The organism is Herminiimonas sp. GW821-FHT09C12 (assembly GCF_059416385.1).
Genome location: NZ_JBWKPC010000001.1, coordinates 775,287 through 792,165 on the forward strand (window position 1 = coordinate 775,287; position 16,879 = coordinate 792,165).

Consider the following 16,879-nt stretch of genomic DNA (forward strand, 5'->3'; position numbering starts at 1 on the left):
TGCGATTAAAGATCCATCTGCGCTGACAGTCTAAAGACACGCGGCGCGCCAGGAATCAGATACCCGCCAAAGGCATTCGATGCGTCGCCCCAGTAGAATTTATTGAAGACGTTATCAACACCGAAGCGGAAGGTTGTCTTCACACCGGAGACCTTGGTCGCATAACGCGCACCCAGATTCAACACGCTGTAACCAGGGATAGCGGTGCGAATATCACGATTCGGCACAAACTCCTTGCTGCTCGAATAGATCCAGGTTCCGTTGAGTTTCAACGCAGGCATTTGCGGCAATGCGTAATCCATGTACAGAGCCGATTTGAGCTTGGGCACATTACCGACGCGTTTGCCTTCTATCTGTGCATCACCGGTATTTTCCGCGATAGCTTGCAAGGCCGTCATGCTGGCACCGATCATCAGATTGCGCGTGACACGACCTTGTGCGGATAACTCAACACCACGATGAATCGCATCGCCAGCTACCACATAGGTATTGCTGGAATCGATGTATTCATTGGTGCGCTTGATCTGGAATAAAGCGGCCGCAACACTGACATTGCTGGTGATATCTGTCTTGACACCTACCTCATATTGTCGGCTGCGCGACGGATCCAAGACCGTGCCTTGATTGGTCGCGCCGTCAGGAACTTCACCGCCCGGGTCCAAACCTTCCGAGTAAGAACCATAGATAGACCAGTTCTCTTGTGGACTAAACACCAAGGCTACATTCGGCAAGGCAAATCCTTCGTCGGTATGACGCAGCAATGTGCCACCAGCATTGAACTGATCGCGCTTCAATTGCGTGTAACGCACACCGGCATGCAGCTTGAGTTTATCCGTCAGACTCAGGATGTCCTGCATGAAGACCGAACGCTCGTTATCCTTGCGACGCAGGCTGACGGGATTCGTCGGCCCCAAGGTGTAGTTGTAATACACCGGGTTATAGATATTGCCGGTACCGACGAAATCGAACAAATAATCGGCAAAGCTATCGCGACGATTCAATGTCGATACACCCGTCGTCAATTCATGTTTGACTGTGCCGGTGCTGAATTTACCTTGCAACAAAGCCTGCGTAGTATTCACTGTGCGCTTGTCATTATCGCGCCGCAAATCGTATAAGCCGTAATCACCATTCGCACAATAATTGGAGAACGATAAAGTTGCCGGACAACCGACAGACAAGGCAACCGCATCATCTCTACGCAAGGCAAACGCGTTGGCCTGCAAAGTAGTACGCCAGTTATCGTTCAATTCATATTCAAACTTCACGCCCAGATTATTGGTGTCATCGGTAACTGGACGGCTCCACGGCTGATCGTTCAGCATGGTCTTGCCGCTGACGCCGGTAGGAATGCGCAAGTCAGAGCCGAGCAACTGAAAGCCAGGCACCGTCAATTGCGATTTATGTTGATAGTCGACATCGACTTGCAACAAGGCACGTGGACTGATGCGCCAATCAAAGGCACCGGACACGAAGCGCCTATCGCCATTGGAACCACGCACGTAAGAACGTATATCTTCCACTGCCGCATTGATGCGATAACCAAAGCGCTGATCTTCAAAACGCCCGCCCAGATCAACCGCTGCATAGCGCGTGCCACGCTCACTCACCTCAACCGTCGCTGTGCGCAAAGGTGCATTGGTAGGACGCTTGGTCACGTAATTCAGGACGCCGCCCGACGATGCAATACCTGACTGCAAACCGGCCAAACCCTTGAGAATTTCAAAGCTTTCCTTGTTCTCCATCGGAATCGACGATTGCGCGAGGATGACCAAACCATCTTTGCGATAACTGGATCCCTGATCGAGTACAAAACCACGTATCGCGAACCAGTCGGACAGACCAACCGCGTTATAGGAATTTTGTACGCTCGCATCGTATTTCACCGCGTCGGTGGCTGTGCGTATGCTGCGATCCTGCATCTGTTCACGCGTGATGACACTGATGGATGCCGGCGTCTCGCGCAAGGGCGCTTCCGAGAATCCACCTATGCTCGCATTGCGCGCAATCCCGTCCTTGCTTGTATCGGAAGTCACAACAACTTCAGGCAAAACGTTTTCGGAAGATTCAGCCATGGCAGCAGGCGCAAATGCACAAGCTTGCGCAACAGCCAAGGCAATCAGGGAACGACGGGAGTGTGATGCAGACATGTTTTGTTCAATCAATCGCGTTAAAAAACGAATGCGTGCGAAGGAATGGACAAAGAAATTGCGTGGACTTTGCGCTTCCCTACGCTGGCATTATCCAGGTCAGGTACGGAGGGTTTTTTCTCACCCGAAGACGTTTAGCTCTTCAGGACCCCTAGCGTGGCCGCATACTAACACGAAAGAATAAGCGTGCGAAATGGCATTTTTGTTGTATTTTGCAGCGAATTTCGCCGATCTTAACCAGGATCAATTGGCAAGATGGCTAGTCTTCGGAGGCGTGGAAGTAGGCGGCGTGACTATCAAAGATGTGCAGAACGAATGCCTGGCACGACGAATTGATTTCTATTTTTTACTCTTCTCGCTTTTTTCCGACTCGTGACTATTTTGATGATCGAAATGCGCGTTGGCTGAATCCGGTGATTTTTGTATATGCGTAATACCGGATGAAACCGAGATGGGATCGCTGGCGGGAAAAGTCATTTCAATCGCGATATCGAGCAATGTTTCTTTTGCTACTTCTCCTTCAGATGCCACCGTCTCAGTCGGCATCTCCGCTACCGGATCGCTGGCAGGAAAGGTTTGCTCCAGCGCATCATCCAATTGGCGTTCTTCACGCGAATGTGATGCAGGTGCTGCTGCATGCTTCGTAACTGTCTTGGATTTTGTTGAAGAATCATGATGTGCCATTTGGAACTCCTTGCTATATGAAGAGTGTTCAGGGCATGCAAGGCTTGACGCTGATCAAGCCATTCCATCTGGTACTTGTCACAGACATCTCATGCCTATGCGCTTATCTATAGGACACTGCCATCCGCATCCGGTTCAACTACTGCGTGGATAACGTACGTCCATGATCTGCAATTTCTCTGTGCCGGCTGGACTTTCCAGCAATACGGTGTCGCCTTCGTGTGCACCGAGCAATGTTTGTGCAAGTGGTGCAAGCCAGCTTATCTTGCCATGCGCCGGGTCCAGCTCATCCAGACCAACAATGGTGACGGTGTGTTGCTCGCCAATTTCGTTTTTATAGGTGACGCTTGCGCCAAAGAAGACTTGATCGCCATCGACATGCACGCTTGGATCAACAATTTCTGCAGACTCCAAACGCGTTTGTAGATAGTGGATACGCTGGTTTATTTCACGCAGCGTGCGCTCGGGATCAAACTCCAGAGATGTTTGATTTGTACCGTCTTGCTCGTTTTGCAAAACATTGGTGCGTGTGACCTCCACCAATTCCAATAACTCATTTTGCAAACCCTGATATCCCTCTGGCGTGATGTAATTCTTCACGTCTAGCGGCATCTCCGGTTGCAACGATAGCGTATCGTCGTCGCCCGTTTCTTTGACAAAAGCCTTGTTCATGGTCGCACTCCTGCACTGCTTATGCATGAACGGCTACCTTAACGCATCCCTGCAGAAGCTACTGTGCGCTACTGCACGCAGATCTCAATCGGAAATTTTGCCGCATGAGGTGCCCATCAAGCCTTGAAGTGCAAGTGCCCTCTGCATCAACACAAGCCGAGGAATTGCTCCATGCGTTGCAGTTCCTCGTCCAATGCACTGCGGAATGCCGCACCTTTTGGCGCTGCGCCGGCCACATAGCCGAATGCTGCCTCCAGTCGGCCTTCGCGCGTCGACACATTGGCCCAGCCGATTACTTGGCCATACCAGAGCATCGGCAGCGCGTAGTAGCCGAACTGGCGCCGGGCCGGTGGTGTGTAGGCCTCGAATTTGTACGTCCAGTCCCAAAACAGCGTAAAACGGTGCCGGTCCCAGACCACGGGATCGAAAGGAGTGAGCAGCCGCAGTCTGTCATCGATGGCGTAACGGCGCGAGCGGGGGGTTTCGTCGGCAGGCCAGTACCAGGTGGTCCCGTCGATGCGGCAACTGGCCAGCTGCTCGCGCGCCAGCCGCAGCGCGACCTGGGTCTGCGCCGTCAGATGTGGTGCGCCGTAGCCGAGCAACCTCACCAGATAGGTCAGGCTGGCGGCTGGCAGCGGTGCGTACTTGCTCACCACCAGGTCAATCAAAGCAGCTGCGCGCCGGGCGCTTGCAGCGGGACTGTCGTCTGCAGCCGGATGCATAGCCGCCTCGTAAACGCGCGTGCCGCTATCGCGCCGCTGCACCCGCAACAGGCCGCGGTAGTGCAGACCGTCTAGCAGGTGCGTGCTGGCGTTGCTCGAACCACCCCAATAGTTCTTTACACGCCCGTGCGCGAAGTGCTGATCAACCTCGCGCGGATGAACCACGCCACGTTCACGCACGAAGGCCAGCACGTCTGCGGCCTTGCGCTGTGTCTCGGTATCCCAGACTTTCTTGGCCTGACGCGGATGCATCAACGCCAAGTGCTGGCTGGGCAGGAAGCCGTAGTTGACCAGGCAATCTTCGTCGATCGCCAGACGCGCGTAACGACGTTCCAGATCGCCGGCACGATAGTCTTTGACACGGTGGCGCAGCGTCAAGTCCTGCGCCCGAGCCGGGGCACGAATCGGATCAGCTTGCACAAAACCCAGACGCTGGATCGCTGCCGGCAGTGTGGTCGGCGTAAACAGGGTGCGCGCGACCGCGTAGCGGCGCAGGTCTTCGAGACTCGAGTCAGTTGGCATGTGGGAATTAAAGCACAGAGCAGAACGTCATCACTGTCATCACCGAGATGAGGTCACTGATGTACAGCAGACATCCGCCAGCCTAATGTGCGGATATGGCCGCGTGTACATCAACATAAAGATTAAACGTCAGACCACAGCTTGCCGCCAGTTGCCCAGTTTTCACGCTTCACGTCTTCGATGATGATATCGACGGATTCAGCGCTGGAGCCGAGTGTGGCGACAGTTGCTTCAGTGACGGCTTTAACGAAAGCACGTTTTTGTTCGACGGTACGACCTTCAAATAATTGGACGTTGATAGTTGGCATGAGTTTTCCTTTTTTAGTTGATAAGAATAATGAATAAATCAGTCGCGATAGGACGGCGACAAGGTATCGAGCTTGCGCAGCAAAGATGGCCATTCGAGGATGCCTTCGGGTGAGCCGTCGCCGAGCAATTCCTTGTACGTTTTTGCACACACTTCTGGCGGTGGAATATTCAGCGGACCGCCGCCAGATTGCGCTTTCAATTGGAACGAACACGCCTTATCCAGCGTATCCATCAATACATAGGCTTCCGCTATCGTGCGGCCGCTGATCAGCGTGCCGTGATTGCGCAACAGCATTGCCGGATAATCACCGAGGCGCTCAATCAATCGCGTCTGCTCGACTGGCGACAAGGCCAAACCTTCATAGTCGTGATAACCCATCTGCTGATAGAAACGCATCGCGTGTTGCGACAAAGGCAGCAAGCCACCTTGTTGCATACCGACGGCGACACCATTTTCATTATGTAAATGCATGACGCACATCGCATCCGCGCGCGCTGCATGCACGGCACCGTGGATTGCGAAACCGGTCACGTTCACGCGATAAGTCTGATCGCCGATGATATTGCCCTGCAAATCAATCTTCACCAGATTCGATGCAGTAATTTCATCAAAACGGAAGCCGAAAGGGTTGATCAGAAAACGACCATCTTCGCCCGGCACGGTGGCGGAGATATGCGTGTAAATCAGGTCATCCCAATTCTTTAACGCGCATAAACGATAACAGGCGGCGAGATCGATACGAACCTGCCATTCGGCGGCACTGATACCGGTCGGTGGAGTCTGGATTGTTGGGGTAGTCATATCACCTTGCTAATAATCTGTAGCGAAAGACGCCTTGAGCGTCACGAAGGATGAAATTATAAAGTCATAGTCGGACAGATGCCGATTCCTCTTGAAATCCACCGTTTACTATCCATTTTTATACCGGAAACAGGACTGTCATACCCTAGTCGCAGTAAAACTGCATAATAGGTGGTTCGTTAGCGAAGGAACGTTGCTGCAACGCTTGTCGATAGCGAAAACAAATCGAATTTGTAAAATAAATCAATTATACAAATGATTGATGGTCCTCTACTATTCGTACTCACACCATTTTTTAACCCCGTATAGGAATAACGACATGTCTCTTATTAATACTCAAGTCCAGCCGTTCAAGAACCAAGCTTTCCATAATGGCAAGTTCATTGAAGTTACCGAGCAATCCCTGAAGGGCAAATGGTCCGTTCTGATTTTCATGCCAGCAGCTTTCACATTTAACTGCCCAACAGAAGTTGAAGATGCAGCTGATAGCTACGCAGAATTCCAAAAACTGGGCGCAGAAGTTTACATCGTGACTACCGATACCCACTTCTCGCACAAAGTTTGGCACGAAACTTCGCCAGCAGTTGGCAAAGCAAAATTCCCACTGGTTGGCGATCCAACCCACGCATTGACCAACGCATTCGGCGTACACATTCCTGAAGCTGGTTTGGCACTGCGCGGTACTTTCGTCATCAATCCAGAAGGCGTCATCAAGACTCTGGAAGTGCATGACAATGCAATCGCTCGTGACGTTTCGGAAACACTGCGTAAACTGAAAGCAGCTAAATACGTTGCAGAGCACCCAAATGAAGTTTGCCCAGCTAAATGGAAAGAAGGCGAAAAAACCATCGCTCCATCGCTGGATCTGGTCGGCAAAATCTAAGTTGTAATTTGAAGTAGTTGCAATATTGTCCGGGCCGTGTGGCCCGGACATGCAGGACTTAATTTAAATCGTAAAGAAAGTAGGGACCATCATGTTGGATGCAAATCTCAAAACCCAATTAGCCGCTTATTTGGAAAAGATCGTGCAACCGATCGAGATCGTCGCGTCACTCGATGGCAGCGATAAATCTCGTGAATTGCAGGAACTGCTGCAAGAAATCGTAGTGTTGAGCGACAAGATCACTCTGGTCGAACGCACCGATGACGACGAACGCAAACCTTCTTTTGTCATCAAGCGCCCAGACGCTCACGCAGGCATACAATTCGCCGCGATTCCGATGGGGCACGAATTCACTTCACTGGTACTGGCCCTGCTGCAAACCGGCGGCCATCCATTGAAACTCGAAGAATCAGTCATTGAACAGATCCGTAATCTGGACGGCGACTATCACTTCGAAACCTATATGTCTTTGTCTTGCCATAACTGCCCGGAAGTCGTGCAGGCATTTAACGTGATGGCGCTGATCAACCCGCGCATCCGTGCCGTCACGATCGATGGTGGTTTGTTCCAGGACGAAGTCAAGGAACGCGAAATCATGGCCGTGCCAACGACTTTCCTGAACGGGCAACCGTTCGAATCCGGTCGCGTCAGCATCGAACAGATCCTGGCCAAACTCGACACCGGCGGTAACAAGCGCAAGCAAGAAGAACTCAGCGCCAAAGCACCGTACGATGTCTTGATCGTCGGCGGCGGACCTGCAGGTGCTGCAGCTGCGATTTATGCAGCACGCAAAGGTATCCGTACCGGCGTAGTAGCTGAACGTTTCGGCGGTCAAGTGCTGGATACTTTATCGATCGAAAACTTCGTATCGGTACAGGAAACCGACGGCCCGAAATTTGCCGTCGCGCTGGAACAGCACGTACGCAGCTACGAAGTCGACATCATGAATGTGCAGCAAGCTTCCCAGCTGGTGCCAGGCAAATTGATCGAAATCAAACTGAAAGATGGCGGCTCGCTGAAAAGCAAATCCGTGATCCTGGCAACTGGTGCACGTTGGAAAACCATCAACGTGCCGGGCGAAAACGAATACCGTAATAAAGGTGTTGCGTATTGCCCGCACTGTGACGGTCCACTGTTCAAAGGTAAACGCGTAGCGGTGATCGGCGGCGGTAACTCCGGCGTGGAAGCAGCGATCGACCTGGCGGGTATCGTCGGTCATGTGACCTTGATCGAATTCGGTGCAGAACTGCGTGCCGATGCAGTCTTGCAACGCAAATTGCATAGCCTGGCCAATGTCACTGTGATCACGTCGGCACAAACGACAGAAATCACCGGCGACGGCAAACGCGTCAACGGCTTGGTTTACAAGGATCGCAAGTCCGAAGAAATCAAAACAGTCGAACTGGAAGGCGTCTTCATCCAGATCGGTCTGGTGCCTAACACCGAATGGCTGAAAGGCACAGTTGCCTTGTCACGTCATGGCGAAATCGAAGTTGATTCGCATGGCCGTACCTCGGTACCAGGCGTGTTCGCTGCCGGTGACGTGACCACGGTACCGTTCAAGCAAATCGTGATCGCAGTTGGCGAAGGTGCTAAAGCATCGCTCTCCGCTTTCGATTATCTGATCCGCAGTTCGGATACGGATGAAGTTGAAGCACCAGCGAACAGCGAAGCTGTTACAGCCTAAGTTAAGTAGTCGCTCCATAAAAAAGCCGCAGCAATGCGGCTTTTTCTTTTGGCAATAGAAGCTGACGATATCCGCCTCACCATATATCTATGGCGGAAATTTATTGCCATATCGCATTATCCCGCCACAAGCAAACCACCAATCCCGCACCAAAAAGACATCAACGCACCTGAATGGTGAGCGTAGAAACACCTAGTGCCACCGTCCGTAGCTGCCCTGTTTTTCCATCCATTTGCACGAAAATCAGAGGGAAAACAACACAAATATTTGCCTTAAATCTTGTATACAAGTACTGTCCATCAGATAGGCATACAACTTGCTGAGGTATGGTCATGACTTCCGAGAACCCACTCAAATCATCGATCCAGATCGCTGCACGTATTACAGAATCGATACTGGCCAAACAACTCGCGCCCGGCACAAGGTTGGGCGAGCAGCAATTGGCCGATCTGTTCGGCGTGTCGCGCACCTTGATACGCGAAGCCTTGATGCGCCTGGCAACACGCGGCATCGTGATGGTCAGCGCACGCCGCGGCTGGTTTGTCATCGAGCCAACCGCCAGCGAAGCACGCGAAGCATTTGAAGCGCGTCGTGTGATTGAACTTGGCCTCTTGCGCCATGCACGCCCACTTTCCAAAACTGCCATCAACCAATTGCACGACCACATCGCACGCGAACAGGCTGCGATTGCCGGCAACGATGTCGGTGCGCGTAGTTATCTATTAGGCGATTTCCACGTCTGCCTGTGCGAATGCCTGGGCAACAATCTATTGTCCGACACACTGCGCGATCTGACTGCACGCACCACCTTGACCGCAATGTTGCGTCAATCACCATCACAGGCAGTAGATTCTTGCGAAGACCATGTGCATATCGTAGCTGCGCTCGAAAGCGGTGATATCGATGAAGCCGAGCGCCTGATGCTGGACCATCTGCAAATTGTGGAAAGCACGCTGTACGACGTTGCTCCCAGCGATCCATTGAATGCATTGCGTACTGCGCTGACGCCAGTTGCTGCAGCAAAAGCATCGAAGTCAGCAGCGACCATCCCAAGCGAAAAACAGCCAGCCAAAAAATCCACCGCACGGGCAAAGACGAGCCGGGCGGCTAATGCAGCAACTATCTCGTCATCCCTATCGCATGCATTATCGTATTCACCTGGAAAGGAAATGAAAAAATGAAGCTCTCTAAAATCCTGATCGGCCTGATGGCCAGTACTCTTCTGTTCACCAGTTTCGCGCGCGCCGATGCGCTCGACGATATTCAGAAAAAAGGCGTGTTACGCGTCGCCGTGCCACAAGATTTCCCGCCATTCGGCTCCGTCACCACCGACATGAAACCGCAAGGCCTGGACATCGACGTTGCCACCTTGATTGCGAAAAAGATGGGCGTCAAAGTCGAACTGGTTCCGGTCACCAGCGCCAATCGCATTCCTTATCTGCAAACGAAAAAAGTTGATCTGGTAATTTCCAGCATGGGTAAAAATCCCGAGCGTGAAAAAGTCATCGACTTCAGCGCAGCCTATGCACCGTTCTTCAACGGCGTATTCGGCCCTGCTGATCAAAAAGTCGCAGCTCCTGCTGATCTGGCAGGCAAGACTATCGGCGTCACACGTGGCTCAGTCGAAGATCTGGAACTATCGAAGATCGCACCCGAAACCGCCACCATCAAACGCTATGAAGACAACAACGGCACCATCAGTTCCTTCCTGTCGAATCAGGTGCAACTGGTTGCTACCGGCAACGTGATCGCCGCTGCCATCATCGCGAAGAATCCACCGAAAAAACCAGAAACAAAATTCCTCATCAAGAACTCGCCATGCTCGATCGGCTTGAACAAAGGTGAAGAAAAACTGCTGGAAAAAGTGAACACCATCCTCGCACAAGCGAAAAAGGACGGCTCACTCAATGCCTTGAGCGAAAAATGGTTGGGTCTGCCGCTGCCAGCCAATATGTAAAGCAAACGCATCCGCACATCATGTTGCGGATGCATGCTGAAACAGGCGCTGTCAGAAATGCACCTCACTTGTAGGAAATGGAGCTAGCGTGGCTTATCAATTTGATTTTCTGTCGACCTTCGATTACACCGGCGTGCTCGTCAAAGGCGTGCTGACGACGGTGGAATTGATTGCAGTCGGCGGCGTACTCGGTGTTGCCGTCGGTATTTTCGGCGCATGGGCGCGCACGCAGGGACCGCGCTGGTTGCGGCCGCTGGTGAGCGCCTATGTCGAGTTGATCCGCAACACGCCATTCCTGATTCAGCTTTTTTTCATCTTCTTTGGTTTGCCGAGCATAGGCGTGCAAATTACAGAAATGCAGGCGGCCATCCTGGCCATGGTCATTAATCTGGGCGCCTACAGCACCGAGATTATTCGTGCCGGTGTCGTCGCTGTCACACGAGGACAGATCGAGGCTGCACAGAGTTTGTCGATGACGCGATTACAAATATTCCGTCACATCATTCTGCGCCCGGCCTTGCAAAAAATCTGGCCGGCATTGTCGAGCCAGATCGTGATCGTAATGCTGGGCTCAGCGGTATGTTCGCAAATCGCGGTGGAAGAATTGTCATTCGCTGCTAACTTTATTCAGGGGCGCAACTTCCGCGCATTTGAAGCGTATCTGGTCGCGACTGCTATTTATCTCGTCATGGCGATACTGCTGCGGCAACTGTTGCGGCTAATCGGCAATCGCTTTATTTCTGGAAGGAGACCCACATGATTTCCTTTTCGCTGTGGGATATTCTGCGCAACCTGCTTTTAGCCGGACGCTGGACTGTGGTCTTGTCGCTGGTCACCTTCTTACTGGGTGGCATGCTGGGTCTGTTGATCTTGTTCATGCGTACGTCCAAGCAAGGCACGCTGCGTAATGTTGCACGCGTCTATATCGAAGTATTCCAGGGCACGCCTCTGCTGATGCAATTGTTCCTGGTGTTCTTCGGCATCGCCTTGTTCGGCGTCGAAGTGCCAGCATGGCTGGCCGCTGGCTTAACACTGACTTTGTGGAGCGCATCGTTTCTTGCCGAAATCTGGCGCGGCTGCGTCGAAGCGATTCCGCGCGGGCAATGGGAAGCATCTTCCGTGCTGGCGATGAATTATGTGCAGCAGATGCGTTACATCATTTTGCCGCAAGCACTGCGCATCGCGATTCCACCGACTATCGGTTTCAGCGTACAGATCATTAAAGGTACGGCGGTTACGTCCATCATCGGCTTTGTCGAATTGTCGAAGGCGGCGACTGTCATCACCAACGCCACCTTCATGCCGTTCACCGTGTATGCGGCTGCCGGTTTCTTTTATTTCATCCTCTGCTGGCCTTTATCCAAGTACAGCCAATTCCTGGAAAGGAAGTTCCATGCCGCTCATCGCCATTGATAACGTCAAGAAAAGCTACGGCAGCAATTCAGTTCTGAAAGGCATACGCCTCGATGTCGAACCCGGCGAAGTGATTGCCATCATCGGCAAGAGCGGTTCCGGCAAGAGCACGCTGCTGCGTTGCATTAACGGCCTGGAAAGCATAGATGAAGGATCGATTAGCGTCGCCGGCACACACTTGGGAAAGACAGAACTGGAGCTGCGCAATCTACGCTTGAAGGTCGGTATGATCTTCCAGCAGTTCAATCTATTTCCACATTTAAGTGTGGGTCGCAACGTGATGATCTCGCCAATGATCGTCAAAGGTGTGTCGGAGAAAGATGCGCGTGCACTCGCGATCAAAAATCTGGAGCGCGTCGGCTTGGGTGAAAAGTTCGACAGCTTTCCCGATCAACTTTCCGGTGGACAGCAACAGCGTGTCGCCATCGCGCGCGCGCTCAGCATGGAACCACAAGCTTTGCTGTGCGATGAAGTTACATCCGCGCTCGATCCTGAATTGGTCAACGAAGTATTGAATGTCGTACGCGGTCTAGCCGAAGAAGGCATGACGCTCATCATGGTGACGCACGAGATGCGTTTCGCACGCGAAGTATGCGATCGCGTCGTCTTCATGCATCAGGGCAAAGTGCATGAGATAGGTGCACCGGAAGAAATCTTTGCACATCCTGAAACACCTGAATTGAAACAGTTTCTGGGGATGGCAGCAGCTTGATACGCATGTAGTCAATACGATGTCTGACAAAAAATCAACGATCTGAACCATCATGAGTCTTACTTTTAGCAGCGCCATCCAGCCCACCATCGGCCATGAAATCATGGAGCGCCTGCATCTGCTGGCGCAATATACCGAGCAGGATGGCATGATGACGCGCACCTATCTGACACCCGCTCATCGCGGCGCCGCCGGACAGATAGCCGCATGGATGCGCGATGCCGGCATGACGGTGCGACGCGATGCTGTCGGCAACGTCATCGGTCGTTATGAAGGCAGTAATGCAGATGCGCCAGTGTTAATGACCGGTTCGCATTTCGATACCGTACGCAACGGCGGCATCTATGACGGCTTACTGGGAATTCTGTTACCCATCAGTTGCATTGCAAGCTGGCATAAACAAGGCCAGCGCTTTCCGTTTCCGATTGAAGTCGTCGCTTTCAGTGAAGAAGAAGGTGTGCGTTTCAAAGCGCCTATGCTGGGCAGCCGTGCGATTGCCGGCACTTTCCAGCAAAGCGTACTGGATCACGTCGATGAGCTAGGCATCACGATGCGCGATGCAATGAAGGCTGCTGATTTCAATCCTTTGCAAATTACTGCGGCTGCCGCACCGCGTGACGGCATTGCCGCCTTTGTCGAAGTCCATATTGAACAAGGCCCAGTACTGCTCGATGAGGATTTGGCGCTGGGTGTGGTGACCGCGATTGCCGGAGCCACACGTTACATGCTGGAACTGGAAGGTATCGCCGGCCACGCCGGTACCGTGCCTATGAATATGCGCCATGATGCTGCAATGGCGGCGGCGGAGTTTGCGCTATTCGTCGAACAACGTTGCAGTAATACACCCGAGTTAGTAGGCACCATCGGTCAATGGACCGTGCCGAATGGCGCGACCAATGTGATCCCGGGACGCGTCGTTCTGTCACTCGACGTACGCGCCGGCGACGATGCGCAACGCTTGTCAGCCACGGCGGATATCACGGCAGAACTTGAGCGCATTTGTACGCGACGCGGCGTCCGCAGCACTTTGAAAAAAACCTATGAAACATCCAGCGCTGTCTGTGCCGATTGGCTGCAACAAGGTTGGCGTGCCTCACTGGAACGCAATGGCTGCACTATGCGTAGCCTGCCATCCGGTGCAGGTCATGATGCGATGGCGATCGCTACCGTCGCTCCGATCGCGATGCTGTTCGTCCGCTGCGGCAATGGCGGCATCAGCCACAATCCGGCAGAAACCATGGCGGTAGAAGACGCTGCGCTGGCATCCGATGTCTTCATGGACTTTGTCGAACATTTCGATGCTTTGAACAAGAACGCCGCATAAGCATATTGCGTTAAACAATATGTGTTGTCAGAACGCTGCTTACATCACTACGCATTCGTTCTGAAATACTGATGCTTGCTTACCGATTATTTCCACCACTGGATAACCAAGATGGATAAAGCCTTACTCAAACAACAGATCGCTACATGGGTTGATCAGCATACTGACGAGCAAATCGCTTTTCTTGCCAAGGTCGTGCAATGCCCGTCTGACAATCCGCCCGGCAATTGCGCGCCGCATGCGCTCATGACTGCGGCTTTGCTGGAGGAGATGCAATTCACCGTTGAGCAGCATGCAGTACCAAATGAATTTGCCCGCAGCACAGGTCTGGAAAGTGCGATCAATCTGATCGTACGTGAACGTTTTGCCGATGGTCCAACTGTCGCCTTGAATGCGCACGGCGATGTCGTGCCGCCAGGCAGCGGCTGGAGCGTGGATCCATACTCCGCCACCGTGCGCGATGGCTGGATGATAGGGCGCGGCGTAGCTGTCTCTAAATCCGACTTCGCGACGTATGCCTTCGCCCTGCGCGCCTTGAAGGAATTGTCGATTCCATTGCGTGGCCAAGTCGAACTGCATTTGACTTACGATGAAGAAACCGGCGGTCTGGCCGGCCCTGGCTGGTTACTGCAACAAGGTTTAACGAAACCGGATTACGCCATCTGCGCCGGCTTTTCATACAACGTGACGACCGCACACAACGGCTGCCTGCATCTGGAAATAAAAGTGCATGGCGTCTCCGCACATGCAGCGCGTCCCGACACCGGACACGATGCACTGGAAGCGACGACCAAACTATTGGCCGCGCTCTACAGCTATCGCGACACCTTGCAGAATCGCACTTCAGCAATCAATGGCATCACCTCACCATCGCTGGTAGTCGGTACGATCAACGGCGGCATCAACACCAATGTGGTGCCGGATGAAGTGACTTTGCGTCTGGATAGACGCATCATCCCGGAAGAAATTCCAGAAGAAGTGGAAGCAGAATTGCGTGCCGTAATTGAACGCGCCCTGCATGGCATGCCCGGCATACGCTGTGAGGTAGAACGTATTTTGCTGGCCAGTCCATTCAAGCCGGTTGGTGATGCGGTGCGTTTACGTGATGTCGTCTGCGCAGAAGCATCTGTCGCACTTGGAGAAGAAGTCACACCGATAGGCGTGCCACTGTATTCCGATGCCCGTCTTTATGCAGAAGCCGGTGTTGCTACCGTGATGTATGGTGCCGGACCACGCACACTGCTGGAAGCCAATGGCCATCGCGCAGATGAGAAAGTCCCGCTATTTACACTGTCCGTTGCGACCAAAGCAATTGCGTGGAGCTTGCTGGAGTTGCTGGCATAAGAGCATCACAAGATACCGCTTTTAAAAGTTGTATTCACCGAATACGTATTTGTCGAAACTAAACTTGGTGCCGCCCGGCAGCGTATCGACCAATCGTTTTGCATTTTTTGCCGAGATAAAAACATCTGCCATCTGATCCTTGCAACGGAATCTCGTTGCCGGGCTCAGTATCGTATTCGCCTTGATTCTGATATGGCGGAAGCTCTTGGCTTTTTCGCTACAAATCAGAAAATGCCGCTCCTGCCGAAAACCGGATAGCGGAATATTCAGCCACCATCCTTCATCTCCCGCATACGGCACCACCGTTGACCATTGCGTGTTGCTGTCATTCAGCAAGTTGGCATGCAACTCTTCGTTGACTCGCTTGATCGCTTCGTTTTTTGTCATGTTCTTCTCTGTAATTAAATATCTTGCGCGCTATGCACCACGATAGACATCTTGTCGCATGGTAAAGTTTTTGCTTAGCAAAATAGAAATAGGCATCATCTCCTCGCCTCAGACCACTATGGTCGTGAGTGCAACGGGCATGATGCTGATCGCTGTCGAAAATGTTGATGCTCGGACAAGGGCGTATCCGCAGCAATAAATCTATCGTCGCCCATTTTACTGTTATCTCATGGAGCCAGCCTTGGTAAAAGACGAAACAAAATTCGATTCCATCACTTTCATCGAAGACGGCAAACCGCGGGATTTAAAAGATCCTGTGGCATTCCCATTTCTTTATAACAATAACGGCCTAGGTGAACAGCACAGTGATGTGTATGGAAAACTGATCACCATCGAGCGCGATAATCCCGATCTCGATCTTGGTAACAAATACTTCAATATCAAGCACGCCCCCAAAACGATCACTTCCGATAGCGGTGTGACCTACGAAATAACCTCATTTGATTTCGGTGCCAGCGAAGTGCATTACACGCCTTTTTCCGCTAACAAGGAAAATGTACAAGCCTTCGGCATGACCTTGTTGAAGAGCGGCGAATGTGTGGCATTTCCATACAAAGGTCTGATTAGTAGCGATTTCACCTACGGCAAATGGGCTGGACATCAGTCACCGTATCTTGGTCCGGGTCGTGACCGTGAACTACTCCCCATCAACCCAACTGATCTGGAATATCACAATTTTCCGCATGTTTTCTTTTCACGAGCTGGCGGACCACCGTTAGTCATCAGCGTGGCACGCTGGCGTCCTTACGTGAATGAAATCGCACTGGCCGATTTATGGGTTAAACCGGGTGATGCCATTTTGCTTCCGCCAAAAGTCGCCCCCAGCCCACCTAATAACACTTGCTATCACGACCCACGACGCCTGATTCTTGACTTACATGGCAACAGAAACTCTGCCCGCGCCTGCTGGTTTATGAAAGGGAACGCGACCTTGCTGACCACCACAATTCTAGGCAATCAAGACACGATGATGGCCGAAGCCACCAAGCCGCATTATCACGAGGAAAAAAGTCCAACCAAGCATACTCAGTTGCAACGCTCCGATTTGTAATATTCCGCGCATGCATAGCTTGGTGCGAACGCACAACATTCCGCCATTTATCAGCGCTCATCCAAGGACTGGCAATGCTCGTACGGCATTTTTCCATGCAACGCATGGTAGAGTTATTCCACCTTAGCAAGGCAAACCACTCTTTGAAGGTGGTTGACTATTGAAATAATGAGCTATCCAAGACGCCATAGAGAAATTGC

Annotated in this window: 17 protein-coding genes and 1 riboswitch; of the genes, 10 read left to right on the forward strand and 7 right to left on the reverse strand. The window is 52.2% G+C overall.

From position 1 onward, the window contains the following. Positions 1-5 precede the first annotated feature (5 nt). The 6 genes from AC07N2_RS03680 to AC07N2_RS03705 all read right to left on the reverse strand — a co-directional run bounded on the left by AC07N2_RS03680 (position 6) and on the right by AC07N2_RS03705 (position 5,861). Positions 6-2,150 carry a TonB-dependent siderophore receptor gene (locus tag AC07N2_RS03680; RefSeq protein ID WP_494777062.1) on the reverse strand — a complete coding sequence of 715 codons (2,145 nt, stop codon included), beginning with the start codon at positions 2,148-2,150 and terminating at the stop codon, positions 6-8. A gap of 59 nt (positions 2,151-2,209) precedes the next feature. Beyond that, positions 2,210-2,313, reverse strand: a riboswitch (TPP riboswitch). Between the two features lie 176 nt (positions 2,314-2,489). Then, positions 2,490-2,834 carry a hypothetical protein gene (locus tag AC07N2_RS03685; RefSeq protein ID WP_494777063.1) on the reverse strand — a complete coding sequence of 115 codons (345 nt, stop codon included), beginning with the start codon at positions 2,832-2,834 and terminating at the stop codon, positions 2,490-2,492. 135 nt (positions 2,835-2,969) lie between these two features. Beyond that, positions 2,970-3,506 (reverse strand): GreA/GreB family elongation factor, encoded by a 537-nt coding sequence (locus AC07N2_RS03690; RefSeq protein WP_494777064.1) that lies wholly within the window; start codon positions 3,504-3,506, stop codon positions 2,970-2,972. 146 nt (positions 3,507-3,652) lie between these two features. After that, the gene (locus AC07N2_RS03695; RefSeq protein ID WP_494777065.1) at positions 3,653-4,750 is read right to left on the reverse strand and encodes a DNA glycosylase AlkZ-like family protein; all 1,098 of its coding nucleotides are present in this window, start codon (positions 4,748-4,750) and stop codon (positions 3,653-3,655) included. A 122-nt stretch (positions 4,751-4,872) separates the two neighbouring features. Further along, on the reverse strand, positions 4,873-5,058 hold the full coding sequence (locus AC07N2_RS03700) for a 4-oxalocrotonate tautomerase (RefSeq protein ID WP_011979267.1): 186 nt from the start codon (positions 5,056-5,058) through the stop codon (positions 4,873-4,875). 38 nt (positions 5,059-5,096) lie between these two features. Then, positions 5,097-5,861 carry a class II aldolase/adducin family protein gene (locus AC07N2_RS03705; RefSeq protein WP_494777066.1) on the reverse strand — a complete coding sequence of 255 codons (765 nt, stop codon included), beginning with the start codon at positions 5,859-5,861 and terminating at the stop codon, positions 5,097-5,099. 319 nt (positions 5,862-6,180) lie between these two features. Between AC07N2_RS03705 and ahpC the strand changes: the two genes are divergently transcribed. The 9 genes from ahpC (at position 6,181) to AC07N2_RS03750 (ending at position 15,181) form a co-directional block, all read left to right on the forward strand. After that, positions 6,181-6,744, forward strand: a complete 564-nt coding sequence (gene ahpC, locus AC07N2_RS03710; protein WP_494777067.1) for an alkyl hydroperoxide reductase subunit C — start codon at positions 6,181-6,183, stop codon at positions 6,742-6,744. A 91-nt stretch (positions 6,745-6,835) separates the two neighbouring features. Then, positions 6,836-8,431: an alkyl hydroperoxide reductase subunit F gene (ahpF, locus tag AC07N2_RS03715; RefSeq protein ID WP_494777068.1), complete on the forward strand. Its 1,596-nt coding sequence runs from the start codon at positions 6,836-6,838 to the stop codon at positions 8,429-8,431. Positions 8,432-8,763: 332 nt separating this feature from the next. Beyond that, the gene (locus tag AC07N2_RS03720) at positions 8,764-9,612 is read left to right on the forward strand and encodes a GntR family transcriptional regulator (protein ID WP_494777069.1); all 849 of its coding nucleotides are present in this window, start codon (positions 8,764-8,766) and stop codon (positions 9,610-9,612) included. Continuing rightward, complete coding sequence (locus AC07N2_RS03725; protein WP_494777070.1) at positions 9,609-10,388, forward strand: transporter substrate-binding domain-containing protein; 780 nt, start codon at positions 9,609-9,611, stop codon at positions 10,386-10,388. Before AC07N2_RS03720 ends, AC07N2_RS03725 begins: the two co-directional genes overlap by 4 nt. A gap of 88 nt (positions 10,389-10,476) precedes the next feature. Then, positions 10,477-11,148, forward strand: coding sequence for an amino acid ABC transporter permease (locus tag AC07N2_RS03730; protein ID WP_494777071.1), 672 nt, complete (start codon positions 10,477-10,479; stop codon positions 11,146-11,148). Continuing rightward, positions 11,145-11,801: an amino acid ABC transporter permease gene (locus AC07N2_RS03735; protein ID WP_076592729.1), complete on the forward strand. Its 657-nt coding sequence runs from the start codon at positions 11,145-11,147 to the stop codon at positions 11,799-11,801. The genes AC07N2_RS03730 and AC07N2_RS03735 overlap by 4 nt, the downstream gene beginning before the upstream one ends. After that, complete coding sequence (locus AC07N2_RS03740) at positions 11,782-12,513, forward strand: amino acid ABC transporter ATP-binding protein (RefSeq protein WP_076592730.1); 732 nt, start codon at positions 11,782-11,784, stop codon at positions 12,511-12,513. Before AC07N2_RS03735 ends, AC07N2_RS03740 begins: the two co-directional genes overlap by 20 nt. A 52-nt stretch (positions 12,514-12,565) precedes the next feature. Further along, positions 12,566-13,837 (forward strand): allantoate amidohydrolase, encoded by a 1,272-nt coding sequence (locus tag AC07N2_RS03745; RefSeq protein WP_494777072.1) that lies wholly within the window; start codon positions 12,566-12,568, stop codon positions 13,835-13,837. Positions 13,838-13,948: 111 nt separating this feature from the next. After that, positions 13,949-15,181 (forward strand): M20/M25/M40 family metallo-hydrolase, encoded by a 1,233-nt coding sequence (locus AC07N2_RS03750; protein ID WP_494777073.1) that lies wholly within the window; start codon positions 13,949-13,951, stop codon positions 15,179-15,181. A 21-nt stretch (positions 15,182-15,202) separates the two neighbouring features. On the opposite strand, the gene AC07N2_RS03755 is transcribed toward AC07N2_RS03750, so the two are convergent. Then, positions 15,203-15,568, reverse strand: coding sequence for a hypothetical protein (locus AC07N2_RS03755; RefSeq protein WP_076592733.1), 366 nt, complete (start codon positions 15,566-15,568; stop codon positions 15,203-15,205). 229 nt (positions 15,569-15,797) lie between these two features. Here AC07N2_RS03755 and AC07N2_RS03760 point away from each other — a divergent pair, with 229 nt between their 5' ends. Then, a complete protein-coding gene (locus AC07N2_RS03760) occupies positions 15,798-16,679 on the forward strand; it encodes a hypothetical protein (protein WP_494777074.1) in 882 nt (293 codons plus the stop codon). Positions 16,680-16,879 lie beyond the last annotated feature (200 nt).

Coding starts and splice junctions, on each gene's coding strand:
- AC07N2_RS03690 (WP_494777064.1), bottom strand. CDS start 3,506: ATGAACAAGGCTTTTGTCAAAGAAACGGGCGACGACGATACGCTATCG.
- AC07N2_RS03760 (WP_494777074.1), top strand. CDS start 15,798: ATGGAGCCAGCCTTGGTAAAAGACGAAACAAAATTCGATTCCATCACT.
- AC07N2_RS03700 (WP_011979267.1), bottom strand. CDS start 5,058: ATGCCAACTATCAACGTCCAATTATTTGAAGGTCGTACCGTCGAACAA.
- AC07N2_RS03735 (WP_076592729.1), top strand. CDS start 11,145: ATGATTTCCTTTTCGCTGTGGGATATTCTGCGCAACCTGCTTTTAGCC.
- ahpF (WP_494777068.1), top strand. CDS start 6,836: ATGTTGGATGCAAATCTCAAAACCCAATTAGCCGCTTATTTGGAAAAG.
- AC07N2_RS03750 (WP_494777073.1), top strand. CDS start 13,949: ATGGATAAAGCCTTACTCAAACAACAGATCGCTACATGGGTTGATCAG.
- AC07N2_RS03745 (WP_494777072.1), top strand. CDS start 12,566: ATGAGTCTTACTTTTAGCAGCGCCATCCAGCCCACCATCGGCCATGAA.
- AC07N2_RS03685 (WP_494777063.1), bottom strand. CDS start 2,834: ATGGCACATCATGATTCTTCAACAAAATCCAAGACAGTTACGAAGCAT.
- AC07N2_RS03740 (WP_076592730.1), top strand. CDS start 11,782: ATGCCGCTCATCGCCATTGATAACGTCAAGAAAAGCTACGGCAGCAAT.
- AC07N2_RS03755 (WP_076592733.1), bottom strand. CDS start 15,568: ATGACAAAAAACGAAGCGATCAAGCGAGTCAACGAAGAGTTGCATGCC.
- AC07N2_RS03695 (WP_494777065.1), bottom strand. CDS start 4,750: ATGCCAACTGACTCGAGTCTCGAAGACCTGCGCCGCTACGCGGTCGCG.
- AC07N2_RS03680 (WP_494777062.1), bottom strand. CDS start 2,150: ATGTCTGCATCACACTCCCGTCGTTCCCTGATTGCCTTGGCTGTTGCG.
- AC07N2_RS03705 (WP_494777066.1), bottom strand. CDS start 5,861: ATGACTACCCCAACAATCCAGACTCCACCGACCGGTATCAGTGCCGCC.
- ahpC (WP_494777067.1), top strand. CDS start 6,181: ATGTCTCTTATTAATACTCAAGTCCAGCCGTTCAAGAACCAAGCTTTC.
- AC07N2_RS03720 (WP_494777069.1), top strand. CDS start 8,764: ATGACTTCCGAGAACCCACTCAAATCATCGATCCAGATCGCTGCACGT.
- AC07N2_RS03725 (WP_494777070.1), top strand. CDS start 9,609: ATGAAGCTCTCTAAAATCCTGATCGGCCTGATGGCCAGTACTCTTCTG.